General features: G+C 61.3%; 22 protein-coding genes and 2 tRNA genes. 2 read left to right on the top strand and 22 right to left on the bottom strand.

Annotated elements, in window-relative coordinates:
- Positions 1–66: 66 nt before the first annotated feature.
- A complete protein-coding gene (ftsH, locus tag AAAX73_RS09085; RefSeq protein WP_198019956.1) occupies positions 67–1,959 on the bottom strand; it encodes an ATP-dependent zinc metalloprotease FtsH in 1,893 nt (630 codons plus the stop codon).
- 92 nt (positions 1,960–2,051) lie between these two features.
- Between ftsH and AAAX73_RS09080 the strand changes: the two genes are divergently transcribed.
- The gene (locus AAAX73_RS09080; RefSeq protein WP_349125699.1) at positions 2,052–2,537 is read left to right on the top strand and encodes a cob(I)yrinic acid a,c-diamide adenosyltransferase; all 486 of its coding nucleotides are present in this window, start codon (positions 2,052–2,054) and stop codon (positions 2,535–2,537) included.
- A gap of 84 nt (positions 2,538–2,621) precedes the next feature.
- Here the strand turns inward: AAAX73_RS09080 and AAAX73_RS09075 are convergent, their stop codons facing one another.
- The 4 genes from AAAX73_RS09075 to thyA form a co-directional block, all read right to left on the bottom strand.
- Complete coding sequence (locus AAAX73_RS09075) at positions 2,622–3,971, bottom strand: MATE family efflux transporter (protein ID WP_349125698.1); 1,350 nt, start codon at positions 3,969–3,971, stop codon at positions 2,622–2,624.
- 125 nt (positions 3,972–4,096) lie between these two features.
- Positions 4,097–5,011 (bottom strand): RNA methyltransferase, encoded by a 915-nt coding sequence (locus AAAX73_RS09070; protein WP_349125697.1) that lies wholly within the window; start codon positions 5,009–5,011, stop codon positions 4,097–4,099.
- 109 nt (positions 5,012–5,120) lie between these two features.
- A complete protein-coding gene (locus AAAX73_RS09065; RefSeq protein ID WP_349125696.1) occupies positions 5,121–5,639 on the bottom strand; it encodes a dihydrofolate reductase in 519 nt (172 codons plus the stop codon).
- Positions 5,640–5,648: 9 nt separating this feature from the next.
- Positions 5,649–6,497 (bottom strand): thymidylate synthase, encoded by an 849-nt coding sequence (thyA, locus tag AAAX73_RS09060; protein WP_349125695.1) that lies wholly within the window; start codon positions 6,495–6,497, stop codon positions 5,649–5,651.
- Positions 6,498–6,663: 166 nt separating this feature from the next.
- On the opposite strand from thyA, the gene AAAX73_RS09055 reads away from it, so the two are divergent.
- A complete protein-coding gene (locus AAAX73_RS09055) occupies positions 6,664–7,428 on the top strand; it encodes a DUF134 domain-containing protein (RefSeq protein WP_349125694.1) in 765 nt (254 codons plus the stop codon).
- A gap of 120 nt (positions 7,429–7,548) precedes the next feature.
- On the opposite strand, the gene ffh is transcribed toward AAAX73_RS09055, so the two are convergent.
- From ffh to rpoD, 17 genes are all read right to left on the bottom strand, one after another.
- Positions 7,549–9,024, bottom strand: a complete 1,476-nt coding sequence (gene ffh, locus AAAX73_RS09050) for a signal recognition particle protein (protein ID WP_349125693.1) — start codon at positions 9,022–9,024, stop codon at positions 7,549–7,551.
- A gap of 10 nt (positions 9,025–9,034) precedes the next feature.
- Positions 9,035–9,952 carry a signal recognition particle-docking protein FtsY gene (gene ftsY / locus AAAX73_RS09045; protein WP_349125692.1) on the bottom strand — a complete coding sequence of 306 codons (918 nt, stop codon included), beginning with the start codon at positions 9,950–9,952 and terminating at the stop codon, positions 9,035–9,037.
- On the bottom strand, positions 9,952–13,488 hold the full coding sequence (gene smc / locus AAAX73_RS09040; RefSeq protein ID WP_118080545.1) for a chromosome segregation protein SMC: 3,537 nt from the start codon (positions 13,486–13,488) through the stop codon (positions 9,952–9,954). Before smc ends, ftsY begins: the two co-directional genes overlap by 1 nt.
- Before the next feature lie 10 nt (positions 13,489–13,498).
- Entirely contained in the window at positions 13,499–14,224 is a 726-nt protein-coding gene (gene rnc, locus AAAX73_RS09035; protein ID WP_117629289.1) for a ribonuclease III, read from the bottom strand.
- 3 nt (positions 14,225–14,227) lie between these two features.
- Positions 14,228–14,470 carry an acyl carrier protein gene (locus tag AAAX73_RS09030; RefSeq protein WP_035138134.1) on the bottom strand — a complete coding sequence of 81 codons (243 nt, stop codon included), beginning with the start codon at positions 14,468–14,470 and terminating at the stop codon, positions 14,228–14,230.
- A 114-nt stretch (positions 14,471–14,584) separates the two neighbouring features.
- Positions 14,585–15,604, bottom strand: a complete 1,020-nt coding sequence (gene plsX, locus AAAX73_RS09025; protein WP_195404672.1) for a phosphate acyltransferase PlsX — start codon at positions 15,602–15,604, stop codon at positions 14,585–14,587.
- Positions 15,605–15,692: 88 nt separating this feature from the next.
- Positions 15,693–15,872 (bottom strand): 50S ribosomal protein L32, encoded by a 180-nt coding sequence (gene rpmF, locus AAAX73_RS09020; RefSeq protein ID WP_022094017.1) that lies wholly within the window; start codon positions 15,870–15,872, stop codon positions 15,693–15,695.
- A 64-nt stretch (positions 15,873–15,936) separates the two neighbouring features.
- Positions 15,937–16,491 (bottom strand): DUF177 domain-containing protein, encoded by a 555-nt coding sequence (locus AAAX73_RS09015; RefSeq protein ID WP_349125691.1) that lies wholly within the window; start codon positions 16,489–16,491, stop codon positions 15,937–15,939.
- Positions 16,491–16,988: a hypothetical protein gene (locus AAAX73_RS09010; protein WP_022094019.1), complete on the bottom strand. Its 498-nt coding sequence runs from the start codon at positions 16,986–16,988 to the stop codon at positions 16,491–16,493. The genes AAAX73_RS09015 and AAAX73_RS09010 overlap by 1 nt, the downstream gene beginning before the upstream one ends.
- Before the next feature lie 68 nt (positions 16,989–17,056).
- Entirely contained in the window at positions 17,057–17,554 is a 498-nt protein-coding gene (gene coaD, locus AAAX73_RS09005) for a pantetheine-phosphate adenylyltransferase (protein ID WP_118080536.1), read from the bottom strand.
- Positions 17,547–18,191, bottom strand: a complete 645-nt coding sequence (rsmD, locus tag AAAX73_RS09000) for a 16S rRNA (guanine(966)-N(2))-methyltransferase RsmD (protein WP_229057877.1) — start codon at positions 18,189–18,191, stop codon at positions 17,547–17,549. Before rsmD ends, coaD begins: the two co-directional genes overlap by 8 nt.
- Positions 18,188–20,365 (bottom strand): ATP-dependent DNA helicase RecG, encoded by a 2,178-nt coding sequence (gene recG, locus AAAX73_RS08995; protein WP_349125690.1) that lies wholly within the window; start codon positions 20,363–20,365, stop codon positions 18,188–18,190. Before recG ends, rsmD begins: the two co-directional genes overlap by 4 nt.
- 10 nt (positions 20,366–20,375) lie before the next feature.
- Entirely contained in the window at positions 20,376–22,037 is a 1,662-nt protein-coding gene (locus AAAX73_RS08990) for a DAK2 domain-containing protein (protein WP_006234030.1), read from the bottom strand.
- A gap of 27 nt (positions 22,038–22,064) precedes the next feature.
- Positions 22,065–22,454: an Asp23/Gls24 family envelope stress response protein gene (locus AAAX73_RS08985; RefSeq protein ID WP_172674604.1), complete on the bottom strand. Its 390-nt coding sequence runs from the start codon at positions 22,452–22,454 to the stop codon at positions 22,065–22,067.
- A gap of 161 nt (positions 22,455–22,615) precedes the next feature.
- Positions 22,616–22,690, bottom strand: a tRNA-Asn gene (locus AAAX73_RS08980).
- Positions 22,691–22,723: 33 nt separating this feature from the next.
- A tRNA-Asn gene (locus tag AAAX73_RS08975) sits at positions 22,724–22,798 on the bottom strand.
- A 164-nt stretch (positions 22,799–22,962) separates the two neighbouring features.
- Entirely contained in the window at positions 22,963–24,309 is a 1,347-nt protein-coding gene (gene rpoD, locus AAAX73_RS08970) for an RNA polymerase sigma factor RpoD (protein ID WP_055251140.1), read from the bottom strand.
- Positions 24,310–24,533: the final 224 nt, after the last annotated feature.

The following is a 24,533-nucleotide window of genomic DNA, read 5'->3' as shown; positions in this document are numbered from 1 at the left end:
CCCCACGCAAAACGCCCCATTTGAGATGGACACTCAAATGGGGCGATAGACACTGCGCAACCAGTATTACTGCTGCTTTGGCATCAGCGGATTCTCGCGCGTGAGGAGATTCATAAACTCCTCGCCCGTGATCGTCTCCTTCTTGTACAGATAACGAGCCAGCTCGTGGAGCTTAAACTTGTTTTCCTTCAGGATCTGCAGGGCGCGGTCGTGCGCATCCTCGATCAGCTTGGCGACAATTGCATCCACGCGCTCGGCCGTACCGGGGGCGCAAGTGAGCGACGTATCCTGGTTGAGGTACGCGTTCTGGACAGTACCGAGCGCCATCATGCCAAACTCGTCGGACATACCAAAGCGCGTCACCATGTTGCGGGCGAGCTTGGTGGCCTGCTCGATGTCGTTGGCCGCACCGGTCGTCATCTCGCCAAAGATGAGCTCCTCGGCTGCACGGCCACCGCAGTAGACGGCGAGCTTGTCCAGCACCTCCTGGCGCGTCGTCAGGAAGCGCTCGTCCTCCTCGACCTGCATGGTGTAGCCCAGAGCGCCGCTCGTACGGGGGACGATGGTGATCTTAGTGACCGGCGCAGAGCCCTTCTGGCGGGCGGCAACGATGGCATGGCCGATCTCGTGGTAAGAAACGACCTGCTTCTCGTGATCGGACAGCACCGTGGACTTGCGCTGCTGACCGGCGATGACAACCTCCACCGACTCCTCAAAGTCATCCTGCGTGGCGCGCTTGCGACCCTCGCGGACGGCACGTAGGGCGCCCTCGTTGATGATGTTGGCAAGGTCGGCGCCCGAGGCACCGGGCGTGGCGCGGGCAATCGCGGTCAGGTCGATCGGCGGCTGCGTCTTCACGCTCTTGGCATGCAACTCAAGAATGTTCTTACGGCCGGTTAGGTCGGGTAGCTCAACGGGGATGCGACGGTCAAAACGACCGGGGCGCAGCAGAGCGGGATCGAGGCTGTCGGGACGGTTGGTAGCAGCGAGGACGACGATACCCTTGTGGTTATCGAAGCCATCCATCTCGGTCAGCAGCTGGTTGAGCGTCTGCTCGCGCTCGTCGTTGCCGCTAAAGCCGCCGCCGTCACGCTTTTTGCCGATCGTATCGATCTCGTCGATGAACACGATGCACGGGGCCTTTTCCTTGGCCTGCTTAAACAGATCGCGTACCTTGGCGGCGCCACGGCCGACAAACATTTCGACAAACTCAGAACCTGAAATGCTAAAGAACGGCACGCCCGCCTCGCCGGCAACGGCCTTGGCAAGCAGGGTCTTACCAGTACCCGGAGGGCCGACAAGAAGAGCACCGCGCGGCAGCTTGGCGCCGATCTCCTCGTAGCGCTGCGGCTTCTCCAGAAAGTCGACGACCTCCTTGAGAGACTCCTTGGCTTCTTCCTGGCCGGCGACGTCCTTAAAGGTCACGCCCACGTCCTTGGAGGCGATCACGCGAGCGCCGGACTTGCCCAGTCCGCCGCCGCCAAAACCGCCGCCACCAAAGTTCATCGACGGGCCGTCATCGCCCATGGCCTTCTTCATGCGGCGGTTGAGCCACCAGCCGATCAAGAAGAAGATCGCCATGGGAAGGATGAGCGTGAGCAGGTAGTAGGTCATCAGACCCGAGTTCTTATCGGGAACGACCGACTCAAGCGAGGCGCCAGATTCAAGCACGCGATCGGTAAAACCCGCATCATTCGGCACGCCGGTCGTCTTGTAGGCGATATTCTCATCCTCGCCCTTTTTTGTGTAATAAATGGTGTAATCGTCCGTGTTGTATTCGACCTTGTCGACGCTCTTCTTATCGAGCGCTTTGACAAACGTCGAGTAATCGGTCTTCGTAATCTGCTGCGTGTGACCGATGTTGGGGAACAGAACGGTCGAGAGCACGAGGTAGACGACGAAGGCGATGAGCACGTAGAGGATCATATTCCGTCTACGTTTGTTGTCATCCATCTCCATCTGCTTGAACTCCATCTACTGGGGTTGATAATGCTATCTAGAATACCCAACCCAGACGGCGATAAACCGACGCCGGGTACGAAAGGACAGAGATGGCATCACTGGAAGTCGGCAAGGTTCAAATCTATACGGGCGACGGCAAGGGCAAGACGACGGCTGCGCTGGGGCTCGCGCTGCGCGCCACAGGTTATGGGCTCGACGTACTCATGCTGCAGTTTGCCAAGAAGCTACACTGCGCCGAACACGATGCCGCGCCGCGCCTGGGACTGCGCATTGTACAGGCCGACCGTGAGACACCCGAGGCTTGCGCCGAGCAGATCATGGAACTTGCACGCGAACAGATCTCGCAGGTCGACGTGCTCATCCTGGATGAGCTAGGAGAAGCCATGCGCCGCGGCTTCGTGACGCGCAAGGATGTCGAAGCGTTGATCGCGATAAAGCCCGCCACCACGGAGCTCGTGCTCACCGGCCGAGGTCTGCTGCCACTGGCCGATCTTGCCGACCTGGTCACCGAAATGCGCCCCATCAAACACTACTTCGACGAAGGCCTCCTAGCCCGCCAAGGCATCGAATACTAATGATCCAAAGGGGACGGAGGAAAACGGATCAATTCGCCTTATCGCCGGGCCCAGGATCCGTTTTCCTCCGTCCCCTACGGATCATTAGGCGGTGGCGCGGCCGAGCCAGTTGCCGCTGTGGTGGTAGATGGTAAACATCGTGGCCGTGATGAGCCAAGTTACGGGGTAAACCAGCAGCAGGTGCTCAAGAGACGGATCAAACGGCATGATCGCAAACACCCAGATCACCCTGAGCACGACGGTGCCAAAAATCGTGAGTAGCATGGGCTGCAAGCTCACGCCGGCACCGCGAATGGAGCCCGACGCGTTTTCGATAATCGAGAAAATCGCGTAGAACGGCGCGATGAAATGAAGAATCGTCGTGGTGTACGCCGAAATCGAAGCATCGTCGACAAACAGACGCGACAACGGACCCGAGAACACCAGCAGCACGGCTGACAGGCCACCAATGAGCATAAACGACAGCACGAGCGACGTATGGTAGCCCTTGCGCATGCGCTCGTAGTTGCGCGCGCCAAAGTTCTGTGCCGAGAACGTGGTGATCGACACGCCGAGCGCCTCGGTAACCATCCAGACAATGCCATCTAAGCGGCCCGAAAGACCCCACGCCGTAGTGACATCGGCGCCAAACGAGTTGACCGACACCTGAATCAAAACGTTGGAAATCGAATACGCAGCAGACTGAAAGCCAAGCGGCAGACCACACGAGATCATGCTCTTACAAATGCCAGGATCAATGCCAAGTTTGGACAATGAAAGCCGCCACGCACCCGGTGCGTGCATCATGCGAATCACGATCATCGTGGCGTTGGAGCAAATGGTCAGCGCCACCGCGATGCCGCAGCCCAGAGCCTCCATATGAAGCACGGCAACGAAGATGACGTCCAGCGCCGCATTAACAAGGCAGCCGGAAGCGATGATCACAGCAGGACCGCGTGTGTCGCCCACGGCGCGCAGCAGTGCCGTTCCCATATTGAGCAGCAGTGCCGCAACCATGGCGGCAAAATAGCAACGAGCATAGGCCACGCCCTCGGCCAATAGTTCATGCGGCGTGTTCATAAGTACCAGCATGGGCTCAACGAACACTATGCCAAGAATCGAGAAAACGATACCGCCCACCAGCGCGAGCGTCATGGCCGTATGGACCGAACGACTCAATCGCTCATCATCGTGCTGGCCAAAATACTGACCGGTAATGACCGCGCAGCCGGCGCCGACGCCAACGCAAAAGCCAATGCAGAGCTCGGTGAGCACCATCGTGGCTTGAATGCCACCCAGCGCGAGCTTGCCGCCAAACTGACCGACGATATAGGTACCAATAAGCGTGTATGCCTGCTGAAAGAACGAACTAAAGAAGATGGGGACGCACAGCGACAGCAGCTGATGCCAAATAACGCCCTGCGTTACATCGATAGCCGTAGATTTCTTAGCCACACGCCCTCCCCACTAGCGTACGTCAACCGACAAACCAGCTGATAAAAGTTACACTCATGACCAGCCTAGCACCAAGCGAAGATAATAGAAACACCCCCGTGGCACGACTCGGATATCACACCCGGCTAGTGATACAACCCCGGCTGGTAGTGATACTCATTGCTCACGTGCGGGCACAGCTGCCAAAAGGCGACGGCACTCGCCGCGGCCACGTTGAGCGAATCGACCCCGTGCGCCATCGGAATGCGCACGGCACGGTCGCAGCCCGCGATAGTCTTGGCACCCAGGCCGGCACCCTCGGTACCCATAAAGATTGCCAGGCGGTCAATCTCCTGCAGCACGGGATCGTCCAGCGATACGGAATCGTCCGTCAATGCCATGGCAGCACAAGAAAACCCGGCTTCGTGCAGTGACGCCAACCCGTCATGCGGCCACACGCGCGCCTCACTGCCAATACGCGTCCACGGCACCTGAAACACCGTGCCCATGCTCACACGAGCCGAGCGACGATACAGCGGATCGCAGCACGTAGGACTCACCAGAATGCCGTCGACATTGAGCGCGGCGGCCGAGCGGAAAATCGCGCCCACGTTCGTGTGGTCGACAATGCCCTCGAGCACGCATACGCGCACCGGGCGTTCCCCCGCCGCCTCGACGACGCCGCCCAAGAACTCATCAACCGGAATCTGACGTGGACGACGGAATGCCGCGAGCGCACCACGCGTCACGTTAAAGCCCGTCAGTTGCTCCATGAGCTTCATGGAGGCTACGAACACGGGAACTGGGCCGGCGCCGTCGCGCACGACCAGGCGTTCAAACAGCGGCATCATCTGATCGAGCCAGCGTTCACCCAAAAGAAAGCTCACCGGCTCGTATCCGGCACGCACCGCGCGCTCGATAACCTTGGCACTCTCGGCGATAAAGATGCCCTTTTGCGGCTCCAGCACGCAGCGCAGCTCGCGCTCGGTCAGTCGCACGTAGGCATCGAGCCGCTCGTCCGTAAGCGAATCGATTCGCAGAACCTCAACGGTATCAGTCATAGCAGCCAGCCCGCACCCTTCTTTACAGCACATCTATACCAAACGAGGCGACGCTAAGCGCCGCCCCATGCATTCAATCAACCCGATAATACCGTTCACGCTAGGCGATTTACGCCTCAACGCGACGATACGTCACGAACTCATAATCGACGCCCTCATCGCCCTCGCCCGAGGCAATCGTGGCAACCCCGCCAGCCTGCGAAACTTCCCACGCGGGATCGGCGTCCAAATTGGGAAAATACGTGTCCACGGGATGGACGCAGTGGTTATGCGTGACCTCGGATTCCACGCAGTACGGCAAAAACTGCCGATAGACATCACCGCCGCCAATCACCCAGGCAACGGGCTCATCGGCAACCGCAGCGAGCGCTTCGTCAACGCTATGCACCACATCGACGCCCTCGGGAGCAAAGTCCTTATCGCGCGTGAGCACGATATTGCGGCGGTTCTTGAGCGGACGCCCGCCGGGAAAACTCAGCAGCGTCTTGCGCCCCATGATGACCGGGCAACCTTTAGTGCAGGCCACAAAATGGCGCATGTCGGCGCGATTGGAAACCACCATGTCGCCCTCGCACCCAATGCCCCAGTCATCGCACACGGCGACGATGGCAGATAGCTTACACGTCATAAGCACCACCTACACCGCAATGGGAATGTTCTTGACCTGCGGGCCGTGCTCGTAGCCCTCGACGATGAGGTCATCAGTCGTAAACGCATAGAAATCGTGCACGTCGGGGTTAAGCGTTACCTTAGGCGCCGCAAACTGCGGACGCTCGATAAGTTCTCGGACGATATCGACATGACGGTCGTAAATATGGGCATCGGCGATCACGTGCAGCAGCTCGCCAGCGATCATATCGACCGACTGCGCGACCATCATCAGCAAAATGGCGTACTGGCACACATTCCAGTTGTTCGCGGCCAAAATATCCTGGCTGCGCTGATTGAGAATCATGTTGAGCGTCGGCTTGTCGTCCTGCGGGCGCTGAGTCACGTTATAGGTCACGCTGTAGGCGCACGGATACAGGTGCATCTCGGACAGGTCGCTAAACACATAGGTATTCGTCATAATGCGGCGGCTGTACGGCGTGTTCTTAAGGTCGTACAGCACTCGGTCCATCTGGTCGAAATCGCCCTCGGCATAATGGCTCTTCTGCCCAATCTGGTACCCGTAGGCCTTGCCGATGGAGCCGGTCTCGTCGGCCCACTCATCCCAAATATGGCTGTTGAGGTCATGCACGTTATTGGACTTCTTTTGATAGATCCACAGGATCTCGTCCATGGCAGACTTAAGCGCCGTGCGACGCAGGGTGAGCGCGGGGAACTCCTCACGCAGATCGTAGCGTGCCGTAACGCCAAAGTTTTTAATGGTATAGGCAGGGGTGCCGTCCTCCCACACCGGGCGGACCTTTTGGCCCTCGGTGGTGGTGCCATGGTCCAGAATATCGCGGCACATGGCTACAAACTGTTGATCAGCCTTGCTCATTGACCCTCCTGTCAGTCGCCTACAAGCGAGATTCATTGTAGCCCAGGCACGCGCGGCCCCACAGCCCAAACATAAGCCCTCATTTTCTGACATATGCCAGAAATTCCTTGCGCAAATCCACGCGTTCGCTATTCTATTGTTGACATATGTCAGATAAGGAGTGCGTATGGCCGGAAGACGCGAAAAATTACGCCGTGTTGGGATCATCCCCGAATATCGCGGCTTTACCCCCGACGGCCTTGCCAGCGGAGATGCCATCGACATGACGGTCGACGAACTCGAGGCGCTGCGCCTGTGCGACCTGGAAGGCCTTAACCAAGAGGCAGTCGCACAGCAGATGGGCATCGCGCGCGCCACGGTGGCGGCCATTTGCAGCCGAGCGCATCGCAAGGTGGCAAACGCGCTGGTAAATGGTCGGGCGCTCATCATCGAAGGCGGCAATATCGCGTACTCCCCCATCAACACGACAACGGCCGCATGGCCAGCAAAGGAGGTCGACACCATGAGGGTGGCAACCACGTACGACAACGGCAACATCTTTATGCACTTTGGCCGCAGCGAGCAGTTCAAGATCTACGACATTCAGGATGGCAAGGTACTCAACGAGCAGGTCGTGGGCACCGGCGGCACCGGCCACGGTGCCCTTGCGGGCCTGCTCGCCAACGGCGGCGTGGACACGCTCATCTGCGGCGGCATCGGCGGTGGCGCTATCAACGCACTTGCCCAAGCCGGCATCACGGTATACGCAGGTGCCCAGGGCAGCTGCAACGCGTGCGTCAAGGCCCTTATCGCCGGCACGCTCGCACAGAACGGCGAGGCCACGTGCGGCTGCCACGGCCACGACCACGAGCACGCCCAAGAGCATGGCAATTCCTGCAGCTGCCACGGCCATCACGAGCACGAGGGCCACGAGGGCTGCGGCTGCCACTAACGGCACGGCACCGCGAGCTCGGGGCACGACGCTGAACGCAACCCAACAATCAAAGCCAACGACAAAGGCCACCCGGTAGCTTCCGAGTGGCCTTTGCCATATCAAGCTGGAATTACAGCCCTATTTCTTATTGCGCATCTGCGCTTCCATCTGACGCAGCAGATCCATATCGGACTTGGGGCCGCCCATTCCCAGGCCGCCCATGCCGCCCAGACCCATGGCATCCAGACCGGGAATATTGGGCATGCGCATCTTTTTGCCCTTCTTACCCTTCTTGCCCTTCTTGCCACCAGCCTGTGCCTGATTGGCCATCGAGCGCATGCGGCCCATCATCTTATTCATCTCGCCCCACTGCTTCATAAGGCTATTGACCTCGGTGGGGGTCACGCCGGCGCCCTTGGCGATACGGGCGCGACGCTGGCCGTTGATGATGGAGGGACGCAGGCGCTCCTCCTTGGTCATCGACATGATGATGGCCTCGTTCTTGTCGAAGATGCCCTCGTCCAGGTTGCCGCCCATCTGGTTGAGCGCGCGTTGGCCACCGGGGAGCATACCCAGAATGCCCTTCATGCCGCCCATCTTCTTGACGGCCTTCATCTGGTCGAGCATGTCGTTCATGGTAAAGCCCTCGCGCAGCATGCGCTCGGCGGCCTCGAGCTGCTCGGCGTCGGCCGCCTCCTGGGCCTTCTCGATGATGCCGACGACGTCGCCCATGCCCAAGATGCGCTTGGCCATGCGGTCGGGGTAGAACGGCTCCAGCGAATCGGGCTTCTCGCCCATGCTCACGAACTTGATGGGCTTGCCGGTCACCTGGCGCACGGAAAGCGCGCCACCGCCACGGGCATCGCCGTCGAGCTTGGAGATGATCACACCGTCAAAGTCGGTGCGACCGGCGAAGGTCGAGACGACGTTGACGATATCCTGGCCGGTCATGGCATCGACGACCATCAGCACCTGATCGGGCTTGACGGCCTTCTTGATGTCCACGGCCTCCTGCATCATCTGCTCATCGATCTGCAGACGACCGGCGGTATCGACGATGACCACGTCGCGCAGGTGGTCGACGGCCTCCTGGATGGCGCCCTTGGCGATATCAACCGGGTGCTCGCCGTCACCACGGAAGACCGGTACGCCGATCTCTCCACCGAGCGTGGCCAGCTGGTCGGCGGCGGCGGGACGGTAGACGTCGCACGCGGCGAGCAGCGGCGAGCGGCCCTGCTTCTTGAGCAGGTAGGCCAGCTTTACAGCTGCCGTGGTTTTACCGGAGCCCTGAAGGCCCACGAGCATGATGACATTGGGAATGCGGTTGCTAAAGACGAGCTTGCTCTCGGTGGAGCCGAGCATCTCGGTGAGCTCGTCGAGCACGATCTTGACGACGTTTTGCGCCGGCGACAGCGACTCCATGACCTCGGCGGTCATGCAGCGCTCCTTGGTCTTGGCGACGAACTCCTTGACGACCTTGAAGTTGACGTCGGCCTCGAGCAGCGCCATGCGAATGTCGCGCATGGCAGAAGTAATATCGGCCTCGGTCAGCTTACCCTTGCCACGCAGGCGGTCAAATGTGTCGTTGAGGCGATCGCTCAGAGAATCAAACACTAGTCACTCCTTAGTTGGACTCGCCCACCAGGGCGCGGCAGAAATCTTTGGCATTGAACTCCTGCAGGTCATCAACCTGCTCGCCCACGCCCACGCGCAGGATCGGGAGCTTGAGCTTCTCGGCCACAGCCATGGCGATGCCACCCTTAGCCGTGCCGTCGAGCTTAGTCATGATAATACCGTCCAGGCCCAGCGCCTCGTTAAACTCGAGCGCCTGGTTCAGACCGTTTTGGCCTGTTGCGGCATCGATTACTAGGACGACCGAGACGGGCATGGGGCCGGCGGCCATATTGGCGGCGCGCTTACGCGTCACGTTGACCACCTTGGCAAGCTCGCGCATGAGCTCGGGGCTCGTGTGCAGACGGCCGGCAGTGTCGATAAGCACCAGGTCGCTGCCGCGCTTGTCGGCCTCATCGAGCACGTCATAGCACACGCTCGCCGGATCGGAGCCGCGGTCGCGCTTGATGACGGGAACGCCGGCGCGCTGGCCCCACACATCGAGCTGCTCGATGGCGGCGGCGCGGAAGGTATCGGCCGAACCGATCACGACGTTCTTGCCGCGGGCAGCCATAGCGCTCGCGATCTTGCCGACCGTCGTGGTCTTGCCGGCACCGTTAATACCCACAAACAGCACGCAGCTCGGCGTGTCGGAGAACGGATCGCGCTCGGCGGGCACAAAATGCTGCTCGAGCTGCTCGGCCAGGGCGCGACGGAGTTGCGGAGCGGTCTTGAGGTTCTTCTTGGCCGCGGTATCGCGCAGGTCATCGGAGACCTGAATGGCGACCTCGGCGCCCATGTCACCCATGACGAGGGTGTCCTCTAGATCCTCCCAAAAATCCTCATCGACCTCGCCGCCAAAGTAAAAGACCTCGTTGAGGGCCTCGCGGCTGCGCTCAAGTCCGCGCGAGAGAGCATCGAAGAATCCCATTATGCATTCACGACCTTTCCGGTTTCGCGATCAAGTTTTTGCGAGACGACGCGGCTGACGCCGTCGGCTTGCATCGAGACGCCGTAGAGGACGTCAGCGTCCTCCATAGTACGGCGCTGATGCGAGATAACCAAGAGCTGCGTATCGGAACGCAAAACATCGAGCGCGCCGATGAGCTTGGACAGGTTGGCGTCATCGAGCGCCGCCTCGACCTCGTCCAGCACATAGAACGGCACCGTACGCGTGCGATACACGGCAAAGAGCAAGGCGAGCGCCGTCAGGCTCTTCTCGCCGCCCGACATGAGCATCATCTTGGTGATGCGCTTGCCGCGCGGCTGCGCCACGACCTCGATGCCCGTCTCGGCAGGATGCTCGGGGTCGGTCATCTCCAGATGCGCCTGGCCACCCGGGAACAGCATGGCGAAGATCTCGCGGAAGTTCGCATCGACCTTCTCAAAGGTCACCAGGAAGGCTTTACGCATCTTACGGTCAATGGCCACGGTAATCTTGGTGAGCGCCTTGCGCGCGCTCTCCAGATCGGCCAGCTGCTCCTCGATATAATCGGCGCGGCGCTTGAGCTGCTCGTACTCCTCCATCGCAACCTGGTTCACAGGGCCCAGGTTGTTGATCTGACGCACGAGCTGGTTGAGCTCGCGCTCGGCGGCGTCGCGGTCGGTGGGCGCAGGAAGCATGAGAGCTTCCTCGAGCACCGTGGTGCCATCGGCGGTAATGGCCTTGATGGCCGCCTCTACCTGCACCTCGAGTTTGCCGCGTGCGACCTTGAACTCGTTTTGCGTCGCCGTGGCGGCATCGACCCGCTCCTTGGCGCGGGAGACCTCGGCCTTGGCGTCCTCGATGGTCTTCTTGAGCGAGGCCGAGTCCGCCTCCTCGAGCGAAGCCTGGTCACGCAGGCGCGCGGCCCAATCCGACGCGCGCTCCAGCAGGGCCGAATAGCGCTCGTGCATGGGGTCGACGCGCAGGCGCAGCAACTCGAGCGAGCGCGAGGCCTGGCGTGTTCCGCGGATACGGCGGTCGATGCCCTCCAGACGATGCTCAAGATCGGGCACGCGGCCCTTCAGCGAACGCAGGCGCTCGCTCGTCTGAGCCAGGCGGACCTTGGCATCGGCGAGCTTACCGGCTGCCTCAGAATCGTCACGGCGCACGCGATCGAGCTCATCGTTGGCTTCGGCAATCTGAAGACCAAGGTCGCTTGCCTGCGCACGGGCCTCGTCGCGCGAACGGGTGAGCTCGTCAACGCGCGGACGCGCAGCGCGGACGGCCTCGGCGGCCTGCTCGCGGCGCTTCGAGATGCGCACGCGCTCGACCTCGGCATTGTTGGCGCTTTGCTCCAAGCGGCCGATCTCGGAAAGCAGCGAGCGGCGCTCGCCCTCAAGACGGGCGATCTCGCCGGCGGCATCGCCCTCGGCGGCACGCGCCTCCTCGACGGCCGCATTGGCCTCGACGACCTGGTCTGACACATGCTCAAACACGGCAGCCAGATCGGGCTCCAGGCCCTCTAACTCGCGAATGCGACGCTTGCGCTCCAAGGCACCCGAAGCCTCGCCGGCATCGAGCCCCACGCGCACCAGGCCGCCACAGCTCACGCGGGCGCCATCGGGAGTCACGTAGGTCACACCGTCAACGACTGGTGCCGCCAGCGCGGCGGCCAAGTCATCGACCACGTAATAGCCGCCGAGCAGGGCCTCGACAACCGGGCCATAACCGGAGCGCACGGACAGACGATCGACCAGACGCGAACCGGCAGCACCCTTAGCAGCAGCACCGCCGCTCACGCCGCGCGCCATCAGCAGCGCCTCGCCCGAGGCCTTCTTTTGGTCCAGAGCCGCACGACCGGCGCGCTCAAGCGTAGCGGCATCATCAAACAAAAGAGCATCGATATCGCCAGAAAGCAGCTGCTCGACCAGGCCCTCGAGCTCACGAGGAGCCTCGAGCACGTCGCCCAGACGACCCGAGACATCATCGCCCAGCGCACCCATCAGACGGCTCACCAGCGGCGAGCTGTCTGCCATGCGGGCATCGAGCTTCTTTTGGCTCGCGAGCTCAGAGCGAACCTCGGACAGTTTGTTGCGCGCCTCGCTCTCGCGATTACGCAAGTCCTTCAACGCCGCACGAGCGACCTCGGTGGCCTCACGCGCATCGACCTGGGCTTGACGGGCCTGATCGAGCGCGCCTTCGAGCTCCTCAGCGCGGTCGCGACGGCTCTCGAGCGAGGCCGTGACCTCCTCGAGCTGCTCGTCGATCTGCTCCAGGCGCGAGGCGTACATGTTGTCCTCGACCTCGGCGTTGCTCAGCGAGTCCTTCACCTTGGCAAGCTCGAGCGCGGCGTTGTCGGCCACACGCTGCACATCGCGCTGCTCGCGCGTGAGCTGCGAAATCTGATTGTCAAGCGCAACGCGACGCTCGTGGAGCTGGGCGGCAGCAGGACCGGCGGCGTCAACGTCGGACTGGGCCTGCATGTGCGCACCGGTCACCTCCTCAAGCTGGGCACGTGCATCCTCGAGCTCCTCGACAACGCGACGACGCTGATGCTCGGAGCTCGAGATCTGGCCGCGCATGTCGGACAGGCGCGACACCATGTTGTGGCCCTTTTCCTCGAGCAGGCGCATATCGGAATTGATGCGGCCGACCACGTCTTGCATATGGCGGCGCTGCTCGCCCAGATCGCCCACAAACAGGCCCTTTTCCTCGAGCATAACCTGGAGCTTCTCGAGCTCGCGCTCTTTCTCACCCAGGCGGTACTGCGCGAGCTCCAGCTCGGCGGCGCCCTCCTTAGAGCGGCTCTCCAAGTCGTTCCACTGCGACTGCAGCGAACGAAGCTCGTCGACGGCCAGCATCTGCGTAAGCTCGTTCGCGCGCGAGGACAGCTCTTTGTACTTGCGCGCGCGATCGACCTGACGCTCCAGCGGCCGCAGCTGGCGGGCGATCTCCTTATTGATGTCGCGGGCACGGGTCAGGTGCTCGTCCATCGACTTGATCTTTTTGAGCGCACGCTCCTTACGGCGCTTGTGCTTGGAGATGCCGGCAGCCTCCTCAATAAGAGCGCGGCGCTCCTCGGGGCGGCTCTGCAAAATGGCATCGAGCTTGCCCTGGCTGATGATGGAATGCGTATCCTTGCCCAGGCCCGAATCGTGCAGGATGTCCTGAATGTCCATCAGGCGGCACGGGCTCGAGTTGATGAGGTACTCACTCTCGCCCGAGCGATACATGCGGCGGGTGATAGCCACCTCTTCAAAGTCGACGGGAAGCATATGGTCCGAGTTGTCGAGCACCAGCGTAACCTCGGCCACACCCACCGGCTTGCGCGCCGACGAGCCCGAGAAGATGACATCCTCCATGGCCTGGCCGCGCAGCTGCTTGGCGCTCTGCTCGCCCAGGACCCACAGAATCGAGTCGGAGATGTTCGATTTTCCCGAGCCGTTGGGACCGACGATGACGGTCAGGCCAGGCTCAAATGACATATGGGCGCGGTCGGCAAACGACTTGAACCCTTTGAGCGTGAGGGACTTGAGATACACGGTTCCTCGCTTAAACAGGCTTCTTGTTGAGAATCACGCCGTTGGTGGTGTAGCCCATGCGGTCGAGCGCCTCGAGCGCAGCGGCTCCCTCGGCCTCCTTCTTGGAGGAACCAGTGCCGCGGCCTTGACGAATACCGTCGATGAGCACCACAGCGGTAAAGGTGGGCGCATGCGCGGGGCCCTCGGAGCCGACCAGCTTATACGCGGGAGGCTCGTGGCCGTCTGCCTGCACGCACTCCTGCAAGAACGACTTGGGGTTCGCGGGGTGCTCGGCACGCTCGGAGGCCAGGTGCGGCTTGAGCGTACGGTGGATGAACTCCGCCGCCGCATCCCAACCGGCATCCAGATACAACGCACCCACGAGCGACTCGTAGACGTTCTCGAGCGCCGAATGCAGGCCGCGGGCGCCGGTACCGGTCTCGGAGGCACCAAAGATGATGATGTCGTCGATACCCAGTTCGTGCGACACCTCGGACAGCGTAGCGCCCGAGACAAGGGACACCTTCAGGCGCGTGAGCTTACCCTCGTCAAACTCGGGATAGGACTCAAAGAGCGAACGGGCCACCACGGCGCCCAAAATGGAATCGCCCAAAAACTCAAGGCGCTCATAGCTGGCAGAGACCGGCTGACCCTCGACGGCCGAGGGATGCGTGAGCGCCGCGCGCAGCAGCACCTTATTATTGAACTCATGGCCCAGAATCTCCTGGGCGCGCGTGAGTCGTTCAGACAAAGCCAAGACTTAGGCCTCCTTGGCGTTTTCAATAGCGTCGACAGCGTCGGCGACAGAGTTGAGCGACAGCAGGGTCTCGTCATCGATCTCGAGGTCGAACTCGTCCTCGATGGCCGTCACCAGCTGCAGACGCTCGAGCGAATCGGCATCGAGATCGTCAAAAGTGGTCTCGTCGCTAATGTCGGCGACATCGACACCCAGCACGTCAGCGGCGACTTCGGCGATCTTATCGAAGATTTCGGAGCGATCCATAGCGCTTCCTCTCGTATGTCATGGAACACAACACAACACGGCAATCGGAGCCGCGTTGCAATACGGCTCCGATTCTACCCCACGCGGTACAGGTTGAGCCACGTAACGCGGCCTTTATAAAACGATACCGTCCATAGAATTGGCAACGTCCTGGACAAGCCCGGCGCGCACGGCCTGGGCCGCGGCAAGCGTACCGTTCTTGACGGCCTCGACCGACGTGGCACCGTGGCCGATCAACACGACGCCGCGCAGGCCCAGCAGAATCGCGCCGCCCTTGGCGTCGCCCGAAAGCTTGGCCTTAATCTGGCGCATCTGCTTTTTGATGAGCAGCGCGGCGATCTTGGTGCCGAGCGAAGACATAAAGGCACCCTTGAGCTCCTGCAGCAAAAACTTGGCAGCGCCCTCGGTGGCCTTGAGCGCAATATTGCCCGACATACCGTCGGCGACCACGACGTCAAAATTGCCCGACGTAAGATCGGTGCCCTCGCAGTTGCCCACAAAGCCGGGAACCGCGGCCTTCATGGCCGGGAAGCACGCCTTGGTAAAGTTGGAGCCCTTCTCGTCCTCGGTGCCGTTGGCAAGCAGGCCCACACGCGGATGCTCAATGTCCAAAACCACGCGGGCATAGGCAGCACCCATCTGGGCGAAACGCACCATGTCGTCCACCGTGACATCGGGATTGGCGCCCATATCGCACAGCACCGTCAGGCCGCCGGCGCGATTAGGCAGTGCGTTAGTCAGGCACGGACGGACCGGCTGCTTCTTGCCCTCCGCCAAATACCTAAACGGCGTGACGTAGGCCGTGGCGGCAGCGGTCATGGCACCGGTCGAGCCGGCCGAGAAAAACGCGTCCGCATTGCCCTTCTTAATGGCACGGCATGCAAGCACGATCGAGGACTTGCGCTTAGTCATCACGGCGCGGATGGGATCGTCCTCCATGCTGATGACGTCGGGGGCCTCCAAGGCCTCCACGCGGGCATGCGCCGCTGCAAAGGGGTTGACGATTTCAGCGGGACCGACGGCCAAGACCTCAATCTCGGGATCTGCCGCAAGCGCAGCCTCGATACCGTCGAGGACAACCTGGGGCCTCTCGTCTCCGCCCACAACGTCTACACAAACGCGAACGTTACTCATTTCATATGCTCCTTATACAAAAATGGCCGACTCATTGAGCCGGCCATTGTGGTTCCAGTTGGAACGGCATCGTATCCAGAGTATACAGTTACTCGGTAACGATAACCTCGCGGTCCTTGTAGAAACCGCAGCTGGGGCACACGTGGTGCGGGAGCTTAACAGCGCCGCAACGGGGGCACGTGGACTGAGCCGCAGCCGAGATCTTCATGTTGGCGGAACGACGGGTATGGGTGCGGATACGACCCTGCTTTTGTTTAGGTACGGGCATAGTGACCTTCCTTATGAACTATCCAGTGTGGCGATTACGCGCAAGTAGCGATACTACCACAGTTTTACTCGTCAAGCTTGAGATTCTTCAATGCTGCAAATGTATTTTCCGTGGCAGCGGCCCATTCGGCCTCCGCCTTGGCGGCGCACTCACATTGCTCGACGTTGAGATTGTTGCCGCAGGTGGGGCAAAGGCCGCGGCAATCGGGCTTGCACAGGACAACGAACGGCGTGTCCATGACGACCGCGTCGTTGATGGGCTCACCCAGATCGACGATGCGATCCTCGCCCAGCAACTCGTAGCCGTCTTCGTAGGCCTCGGGGTCCTCGGGCTCCTCAAAGAGGTAGAACTCCTCGATCTCGCCTGCGATATCAAACGAGGCGGGCTCCAGGCAGCGATCGCACTCGCCGGTGGCGTGAGCGCGGACCATGCCCGAAAGCAGAACACCGGTACCGGCGTTGGTAAAGACCACGTCGTAGGCAATGCCGTCCTGCAGCTGGTACTCCTTCTCGCCCACCGTGTAGGTGGCGACATCGACCTTGCCGGTCAGCGGGTATGAGTCTCCGGGAAACTCGAGCTGCTCGGAAAGATCGACGGTTACGCTCGGGAACTCGGCCATTACCACTGACCGTTCTGCTGAGCGGCGCCCTCGTTGAGCTGCTGACGGCAACGGGTGACGGTGCCGGTCAGGCTCTTAAGGTTCTCCTCGAGGTGCGTAAAGACCTGCTCGGCGTAATCCTCGGCGGCATAGCGCGTCTCGCGCTCGTACTGCTGGGCACGGTCGCGGATGTCGTCGGCCTGCTGCTGTGCCAAGCGGACAATTTCCTGCTCACCGGCAATGGTGAGCGCCTGCTGCTGAGCATCGGCAATGATGGAATCGGCCTGAGCGGCGGCGGAGGCCATAAGCTCCTCGCGCTCTTTGAGGATACGGCGGGACTTCTGCCACTCCTCGGGATAGCTCATGCGGATCTCATCGAGGATGTTAAAGAAGACGTCGGCGTCGATAACCTTCATCTGGGCGTTCTTGCCGAACGGCGTCTTAGCCTCTTCGATGAGCCCCTCGAGCTCGTCGACAAGACTCACGATCCTGTCGCCAGGAAAATTCTCGCCCGGCATCCGGTCTCCTTTCATAGGTAACATATCATCGTGTTAGTTTACCACATGCCACCAGGCAATAAAAAACGTCACGAAAAGCGATGTTTGAGCGCTGCGACCACGTTGGGCGGCACAAACGTCGATACATCGCTGCCAAGCGAAGCGATCTGGCGCACCACCGAGCTCGAGATGTACCCGTACTGCGGAGCACTCATGACAAAGATGGACTCCAGCTCGCAATCCAGGCGATAGTTGAGGTCGGCCTGCTGCAGCTCGTATTCAAAGTCGGTCATGGCGCGCAGACCCTTAACGACGGCACCTGCCCCCTGCTCACGTGCAAAGTCGACCAGCAGGCCGGTGAAGGGCAGCACCTCGACGCCGTCCAAATCGCCGAGGGCCTCGCGGGCCAGCGCCACGCGCTCGTCGAGCATAAAGGTGGTGCCCACGCCGTTTTTACCCTGCGATTCGGCCACGGCGACGATCACGCTGGGAAAGATGCGGCGGGCTCGGCGGATCACGTCAATATGGCCAAAGGTGATGGGATCGAAGGTGCCCGGGACGATCACGCGGTTGATGGTGTCATTCATGGGTGTCCTCCGAAGGCGCATCCTCGTCATTTTCGTTCTCGTCAGCATGGTCGCTCTCGTCCTCGGTCACCCAGTGCAGCAAGTCAACCGAGGTAATGCCGTAGCGCTTCTCTCGTACAGTCTCAAAACCAGCTGGATGAGCGCCCGCATCGGTTGCGGCATGCTCAAACAGGGCAAAGGCCCCGGGCGTCAGCAGTCCCTGCTGGGAAAAATTTTGCAGCAGCTCCTCGACCGGCTCGGCGCCAAAGGCATACGGTGGATCGAGCAGGACCAGATCAAAAGGACCACCTGGCACGCGGCCGCGCGAAGCGCTCGCCAGCACATCGCCGGTAACGACGCGCCAGCGCGAGCGGTCGCGGCACAGCGACTCGATATTCTTGGTGATCAGACGAGCGGCATTGCGATCGATCTCGAACGTGGTGAGCGAGCGGGCGCCACGCGAGAGCATCTCGATTCCCAGGGCGCCGGAGCCGCCAAAGGCATCCAGCACGCGGACCTCGTCCAAATCGAAGTCGAACGCCGACATGACCATGGAAGCACATGCCTCGCGCACGCGATCGGTCGTGGGACGGGTGACATCGCGCCCACGCGGCTCTTCGATCTTGCGGCCGCGCCATTCACCGCCGATGATTCTCATCCTCCGCTGACCTCCTTAAAGATATTTCGATAGCGTGTGGCGACCGCGTCGCGCAAGGGGCGCGTCGCCACGGAGTCAAGGTTGCAAGCATACCGCAAGAGCTCGACCGCGTCCAAATGGGCCCATTCGATAAGATCCTCGTCGGCATCCAGGTCCACAAAGCGCAAGGTCACGCCGCCGTGCTGACGGTAGCCCAGGATTTCGCCCTCGTGGCGCAGGCGCAGGTCCATCTGGGCGAGCGTAAAGCCGTCCGAGGTCTTTTCGAGCGACTGGAGACGGTCTTGCGCCGCCGATGCGCCGCCATTGCCCTTGGAGTGCGTCATGACCAGGCAGGTGCCCGACACGCTGCCACGGCCCACGCGACCGCGCAGTTGGTGCAGGGCCGCCAATCCAAAGCGCTCGCCGTTCTCGATGACCATGACGGTGGCGTTGGGCACGTCGACGCCCACCTCGACCACCGTGGTCGAGACGAGCACATCAATCTCGCCACGCTTAAAGGCATCGATGACCCGGTCCTTCTCCCCCGCCGGCATGCGGCCGTGAAGGCGCTCGATGGTAAGTCCCGGCAGGGCCAGACGCAGTCGTTCGAGCTCGGTTGCCGTATCGTGCAGCGGCACGGGGACGGTCACGCGGCCCTCGTCGTCGCGGGCGATACCGGGCACGTCTTCCAGCTCATCGGCCGAGTCACTCGGCTCCACGAGCGGGCAAATCACGTAGGCCTGCTGGCCCTTTTCGCGCGCCTCGCGAATGGCGCCGTAGGCAAGGTCGCGGCTCGACTCGGTGAGCACGCGCGTCGTAACGCCCGCCCCCGGAACAGGCCGATGGCGGATGATGCTCGTGTCCAGGTCGCCGTAGACCGAGAGCGCCAACGTGCGCGGAATCGGTGTCGCCGTCATAACAAGCAGATCGGCACCCGGGCCCTTGGCACGCAGGGCATTGCGCTGACCCACACCAAAGCGGTGCTGCTCGTCGATGACGACAAGCGAAAGATGCTTAAACGCCACGTCATCCGAAAGGACCGCGTGAGTGCCAAAGAGGACGTCAAGCTCGCCCGATTCCAACTGCGCATGGATCTGCTCGCGCTCGGCCGCCGGCGTGGCACCCGTCAGGAGCGCCCAGGACATACCAGCCTGCGAGAGCAAGGGACCGGTCTTATCGGCATATTGGCGCGCCAGCACGCCCGTTGGCGCCATAACGCAGGACTGGGTGCCCGAATCGGCCGCGACAGCCAGCGCGCAGGCGGCGACGGCCGTCTTGCCGGTACCGACGTCGCCCAGAAGCAGGCGGTTCATCACGCGCCCGCCATCACGCATATCGTTCAGGATGTCTTGGAACGCGCCCTCCTGCTCGTCGCTCAGCGAAAACGGTAGGGCTTCCCTGAGCGCCGCCAGGTGCTCGCCCGCGGTATGGGCGTAGGGAGCGACTTCGACCAAGCCGCCGTCGTTGCGCAGGCGCAGCGCCAGCTGAAGGCAGAGGCACTCCTCATAGGCAAGGCGGCGGCGCGCGATATCGCGCTCGGCCATGCTCGAGGGAAAGTGAATTGAGCGCAGCGCGCGGGCATTGCTCATCAGGCGGCGCTTGGCGCGTAAGCGGGCGGGAATCGGGTCGAAGGGATTGCCGACAACCTCGAGCGCACCGCTAACGATGCGGCGCATCCATGCCTGGCTCACGCCATCGCTCACGTAATGGACCGGCAGGATAGTACCCGCGGCACGTCCTTCCTCGAGCTTTTCGAAATGCGGAGAGGCCATCTGCTTAAAGCCGTAGGCAAACTCGACCTTACCCATCACGGCCAGGCGGTCGCCCTGCTTAAATTGCTGGGCAATCCAGGGCTGACGGAAAAAGGCGACTTGCAGCACCCCCGTCTCGTCCACCAGCGAGACCTCGGTCACCTGCATACGCGGACGGGGCTGCTTTTGAACGATACGATCGACCGTGGCGACAATCGTGCACACGGTACCGATGGGCGCCATCTCAATGGACCAGGAGCGCGTAAAGTCGAGATATCGGTGAGGGATATGGAGAAGGAGGTCCCCCACCGTCCGAATTCCCAGACGGCGAAGGGCCTCCTCACGTTTACCCGAAACATATTTGAGTCGCGCGATATCCTCGTCGAGCGCATTGCTCTGGGCAAAGCGCTCCGAGACGCGCGGCACGGAGCACAGCTCGGACATGGGCAGATGCCTACTCGATCGAGAAGATCACGGGATAGAGCGGCTGCTCGCCACGATGAGCGTCGATCTCCAAGTCGGGCTGAGCCTCCTCGATGGCGTCGACGATCTCCTGGAAGGCCTCATCGGACAGCTCCTCGCCGGCCAGAATCGTCAGCGCATCGCCCTCCTCTTCCTCCTGCATGCGGTTGATGCAGTCGAGCGTGACCTGCTTAACATCGGAGCCGACCACGTCGATGGAACCGGCAATGATACCCATGACGTCACCGGAGTGAATCGGAGAGCCGTCAGAGGCACTGGAATCGCGCACGGCACGGGTAACCTCGCCATCGCGAACTTCGCTGATGGCGTCGACCATAGCGGCAACGGCGTCCTCGAGCTCGGAATCGGGCAGGACCGCGAACAGTGCGGAGAACGCCTGCGGGACGGTCTTGGTGGGAACGACGGCGACCTTCTTGTCGGTGCAAGCAGAAGCGGCGGCCTCGGCAGCCATGCGGATGTTGCCGTTATTGGGCAGGATAATGACCGAGGTCGCGTTGACCTGGTCCACCGCGCCCAGCAGGTCGGCGGTCGAGGGGTTCATGGTCTGGCCACCCGAGACGATCACGTCGACGCCGAGGGACTTGAGGATATCGGCCTCACCGGAGCCGGCGGCAACAGCGACAAAGCCCAGCGCCTTGGCGGGCTCGGCGGCCTTTTCCTGGTCCTCGTGAATCTTGGCGGTACGGTCGTGGGCCTCCATCTCCATGTTGTGGATAAAGACCTCGTAGATCTGACCAAGCTGCAGCATGTGCTCGAGCACCAGGTTGGGGGTGTTGGAGTGCACGTGGATCTTGTAGTCGGGGTAGGCACCCACGAGCAGCTCGCAGTCGCCCATGGAGCCCAGGAACTTAAGGCACTCGTCCTCGTCAAACGGGGCGTCGGCCTTAAAGAGGAACTCGTTGCAGTAGCGGAACTCCGAGCCCTCCCAATCGTCGTTGGCCTCAATCTCAACGCGACCGAGGGCCGCGTCGCGGGCAGAGCCAGCGGAATCAAACGTGGCGGAGAAATCCTCGACAACGGTGCTGCGGCCAAGCGCGGCGGCGACAAAGTTCTCCAGGAAGATGGCAAAGCCAAAGGCGCCGGAGTCGACCACGCCGTTCTCCTTCAGAACGGGCAGCAGGTCGGGCGTGCGGGCGACGGACTGGTAGGCCTCGACGACGATGGCGTCGAGCGCGTCCTCGGCCGAGAACTTCTTCTTTTCGCACTCGTCGGCCTTGGTCGAGACATCGCGCAGGACCGTGAGAATCGTGCCCTCGATGGGCTTGCGGACGGCCTGGAAGGCGACCTTGACGGCGCGGCGGAAAGCGAAGGCGATGTTGGCGGACGTGATGGGCTCATCGGCAGAAACGAGACCCTCGGCAACACCGCGCAGGATCTGCGAGGTGATGACGCCGGAGTTGCCGCGGGCGCCCATCAGGGAGCCGTGGGTGATGGCGCCGGCGATGGCCTCCATATCGGCATCGGCGGGAAGGGCGGAAAGCTCCTTGGTCACCGAGGCGAGCGTGAGCGACATGTTGGTGCCGGTGTCGCCGTCGGGTACGGGGAAGACGTTGAGCTTGTTGATCTCCTCGGCCTTGTCGGAAACGGCAGCCGCAGCGATCGGAAAACAGGTGCGAATGGTCTTTGCAATCATGGGTATTTGAATCTCCGTTTTCGGATGCTAGTTCAGACGGCTCTTGAGCGCGTCGATGTGGATGCCGATCTTAAGGCTGGCGGGATCGATCTGGGCGATCTCCTGCAGGGTGAAGGCAACGGAGCTCGAAAGATTGTGGCAGACGGACTTCATGTTGACGCCGCTCTCGAGCACGACGTGAAGATCGACCGTAAGGCCGTTCTCGTCGGCGGAGACAAGCACGCCCTTGCGGAGGCGCTGACCGGCAAGCAGGCGCACGCTCTCGGCGCCCTGGAGCTGTTCGGCCATACCGACGACGCCGTAGCACGTCATCGCGGCATAACCGGCAATATCGGCAATAACGTCGTTCGAGACGCTCAGGCTGCCGTTAATGGTCTCAGACACAAGAATCTCCTTATCTGGTGCTCGCGGCACCATCTCGTGGGAGCAATCATTGCAATATTCTACAACGACCGCGCCGTGTTGAGGTGGTGGGCCGCGGGATTACATCCTCGACACGAAATGTTGATATGGCAACGTTCGCGCTAGGAGATCGCGGCATGAAAAAACCCGCCGCATAAGCGACGGGTTTTACAACCTGGCTCCCCGGGTAGGACTCGAACCTACAACAGCGCGGTTAACAGCCGCGTGCTCTACCATTGAGCTACCGAGGAATTTAAAAGCCCAACGGAATGGGCTGAAAAATCTGGCTCCCCGGGTAGGACTCGAACCTACAACAGCGCGGTTAACAGCCGCGTGCTCTACCATTGAGCTACCGAGGAATAGGTGCGTGCTCTCAAGCAACGAAGTTTATTATACGGACGAATCAGCTTAGGGCAAGAACTTTTTTGAGAATTTTTCCGACCTAGTCATTGGGGACGTCCCCAATGACTACATGAAAGCGCCCCCAAGCGGATGTGCTTGAGGGCGCTTCTTGCTTGCGAGGTTAAGACTCGATGTAGTCCTTAAGCTTGCTGGAACGGCTGGGATGGCGGAGCTTGGCCAGAGTCTTGGACTCGATCTGGCGGATGCGCTCGCGCGTGACGCCAAACTCGCGGCCGACTTCCTCGAGCGTACGGGGATGTCCGTCGACAAGGCCAAAACGTAGCTCGATAACCTTGCGCTCACGATCGGCAAGCGAGTCGAGCACCTGGGTGAGCTGCTCCTGCAGCATGGAGAAGCTGGCGGCATCGGGCGGAACGATAGCCTGGGAGTCCTCGATGAAGTCGCCCAGCTGGGAATCCTCTTCCTCGCCGATGGGGGTCTCGAGCGACACGGGCTCCTGCGAGATCTTCTGGATCTCGCGGACGCGGTCGGCACTCATGTCCATCTCGGCACCGATCTCCTCGGGGGTCGGGTCGCGACCCAGGTCCTGAAGAAGCTGGCGCTGCACGCGGACGAGCTTGTTGATGGTCTCGACCATGTGCACGGGAATACGGATGGTACGGGCCTGGTCGGCGATAGCACGCGTGATGGCCTGACGGATCCACCATGTGGCGTACGTGGAGAACTTAAAGCCCTTCTGGTAGTCGAACTTCTCGACGGCGCGAATCAGACCGAGGTTGCCCTCCTGGATCAGGTCCAGGAACAGCATGCCGCGACCGACATAGCGCTTGGCGATGGAGACGACCAGGCGCAGGTTGGCGCTGATGAGCGCCTGCTTGGCCTCGAGACCCACGTTCTCGATACGGGTCAGGCGACGCATCTCGACGCGGGTGAGCTCGATCTCGCCCGCCTCGGCAGCCTCGAGCTTCTCGGTGGCGTCAAGGCCGGCCTCGATCTTCATGGCCAGATCGACCTCTTCGGAAGCGGTCAGCAGGTCGACCTTACCGATCTCCTTAAGGTACATACGAACCGGGTCGCCGGTCAGCATCACCGTGGAGGCATCGATGCCGCGCACGCGCGAACGCGAACGGGACGTTCGCACGGTGCGCTTCTTCTTGCTCTTGGAAGAACCCATCTCGGCGTCGGCCTGACGGGCCATCTTAAGCTCGTGATCGTCGAGCGAGCCGGAATCGTGCTCGTCGTCATCGAAATCATCGGTATCGCTATCGTTATCGTCATCGTCGACGTCCATGGGGGCGTCGTCGTTTCCGCTCGCGGAGATAATCTGGATGCCGCTGTTGCGCAGCGCGGAATACACCGCGTTGAGCTGCTCGTCAGACACATCGATATCCTTCAGGGCGACCTGAATCTCGTCCTCGGTTACCGAAGTCCTGTTTGAGCCGTTGCCCATGAGCTTTGCAACGTAGGATTCCAGCCCAGTACCCGTGCTCTCACTCTTTTTTGGCACAGATTCTCCCTTCATAGTCCACAGGACTCATTACTTTAGCACACACATTGACGTCTATACCCAAAAATCAGACTGGATATAGGCGCAAATACGCTGGCCTTGATTATCGACTTTATCCGAACACCTCCCACATTCATCCGTACATGTACGGATGAATGTGGGAACCCGATACCCTGAGGGCCGGATCGGCCGGCCCCGGGAGATCGGAGGACGGCATGTCCGGA

It is taken from the genome of Collinsella sp. CLA-ER-H9, assembly GCF_040092295.1.
Taxonomy (GTDB): Bacteria; Actinomycetota; Coriobacteriia; order Coriobacteriales; family Coriobacteriaceae; genus Collinsella.
The sequence above is the reverse complement of the archived record's forward strand: the minus strand, read 5'-3'. Positions and strand labels throughout refer to the sequence as shown.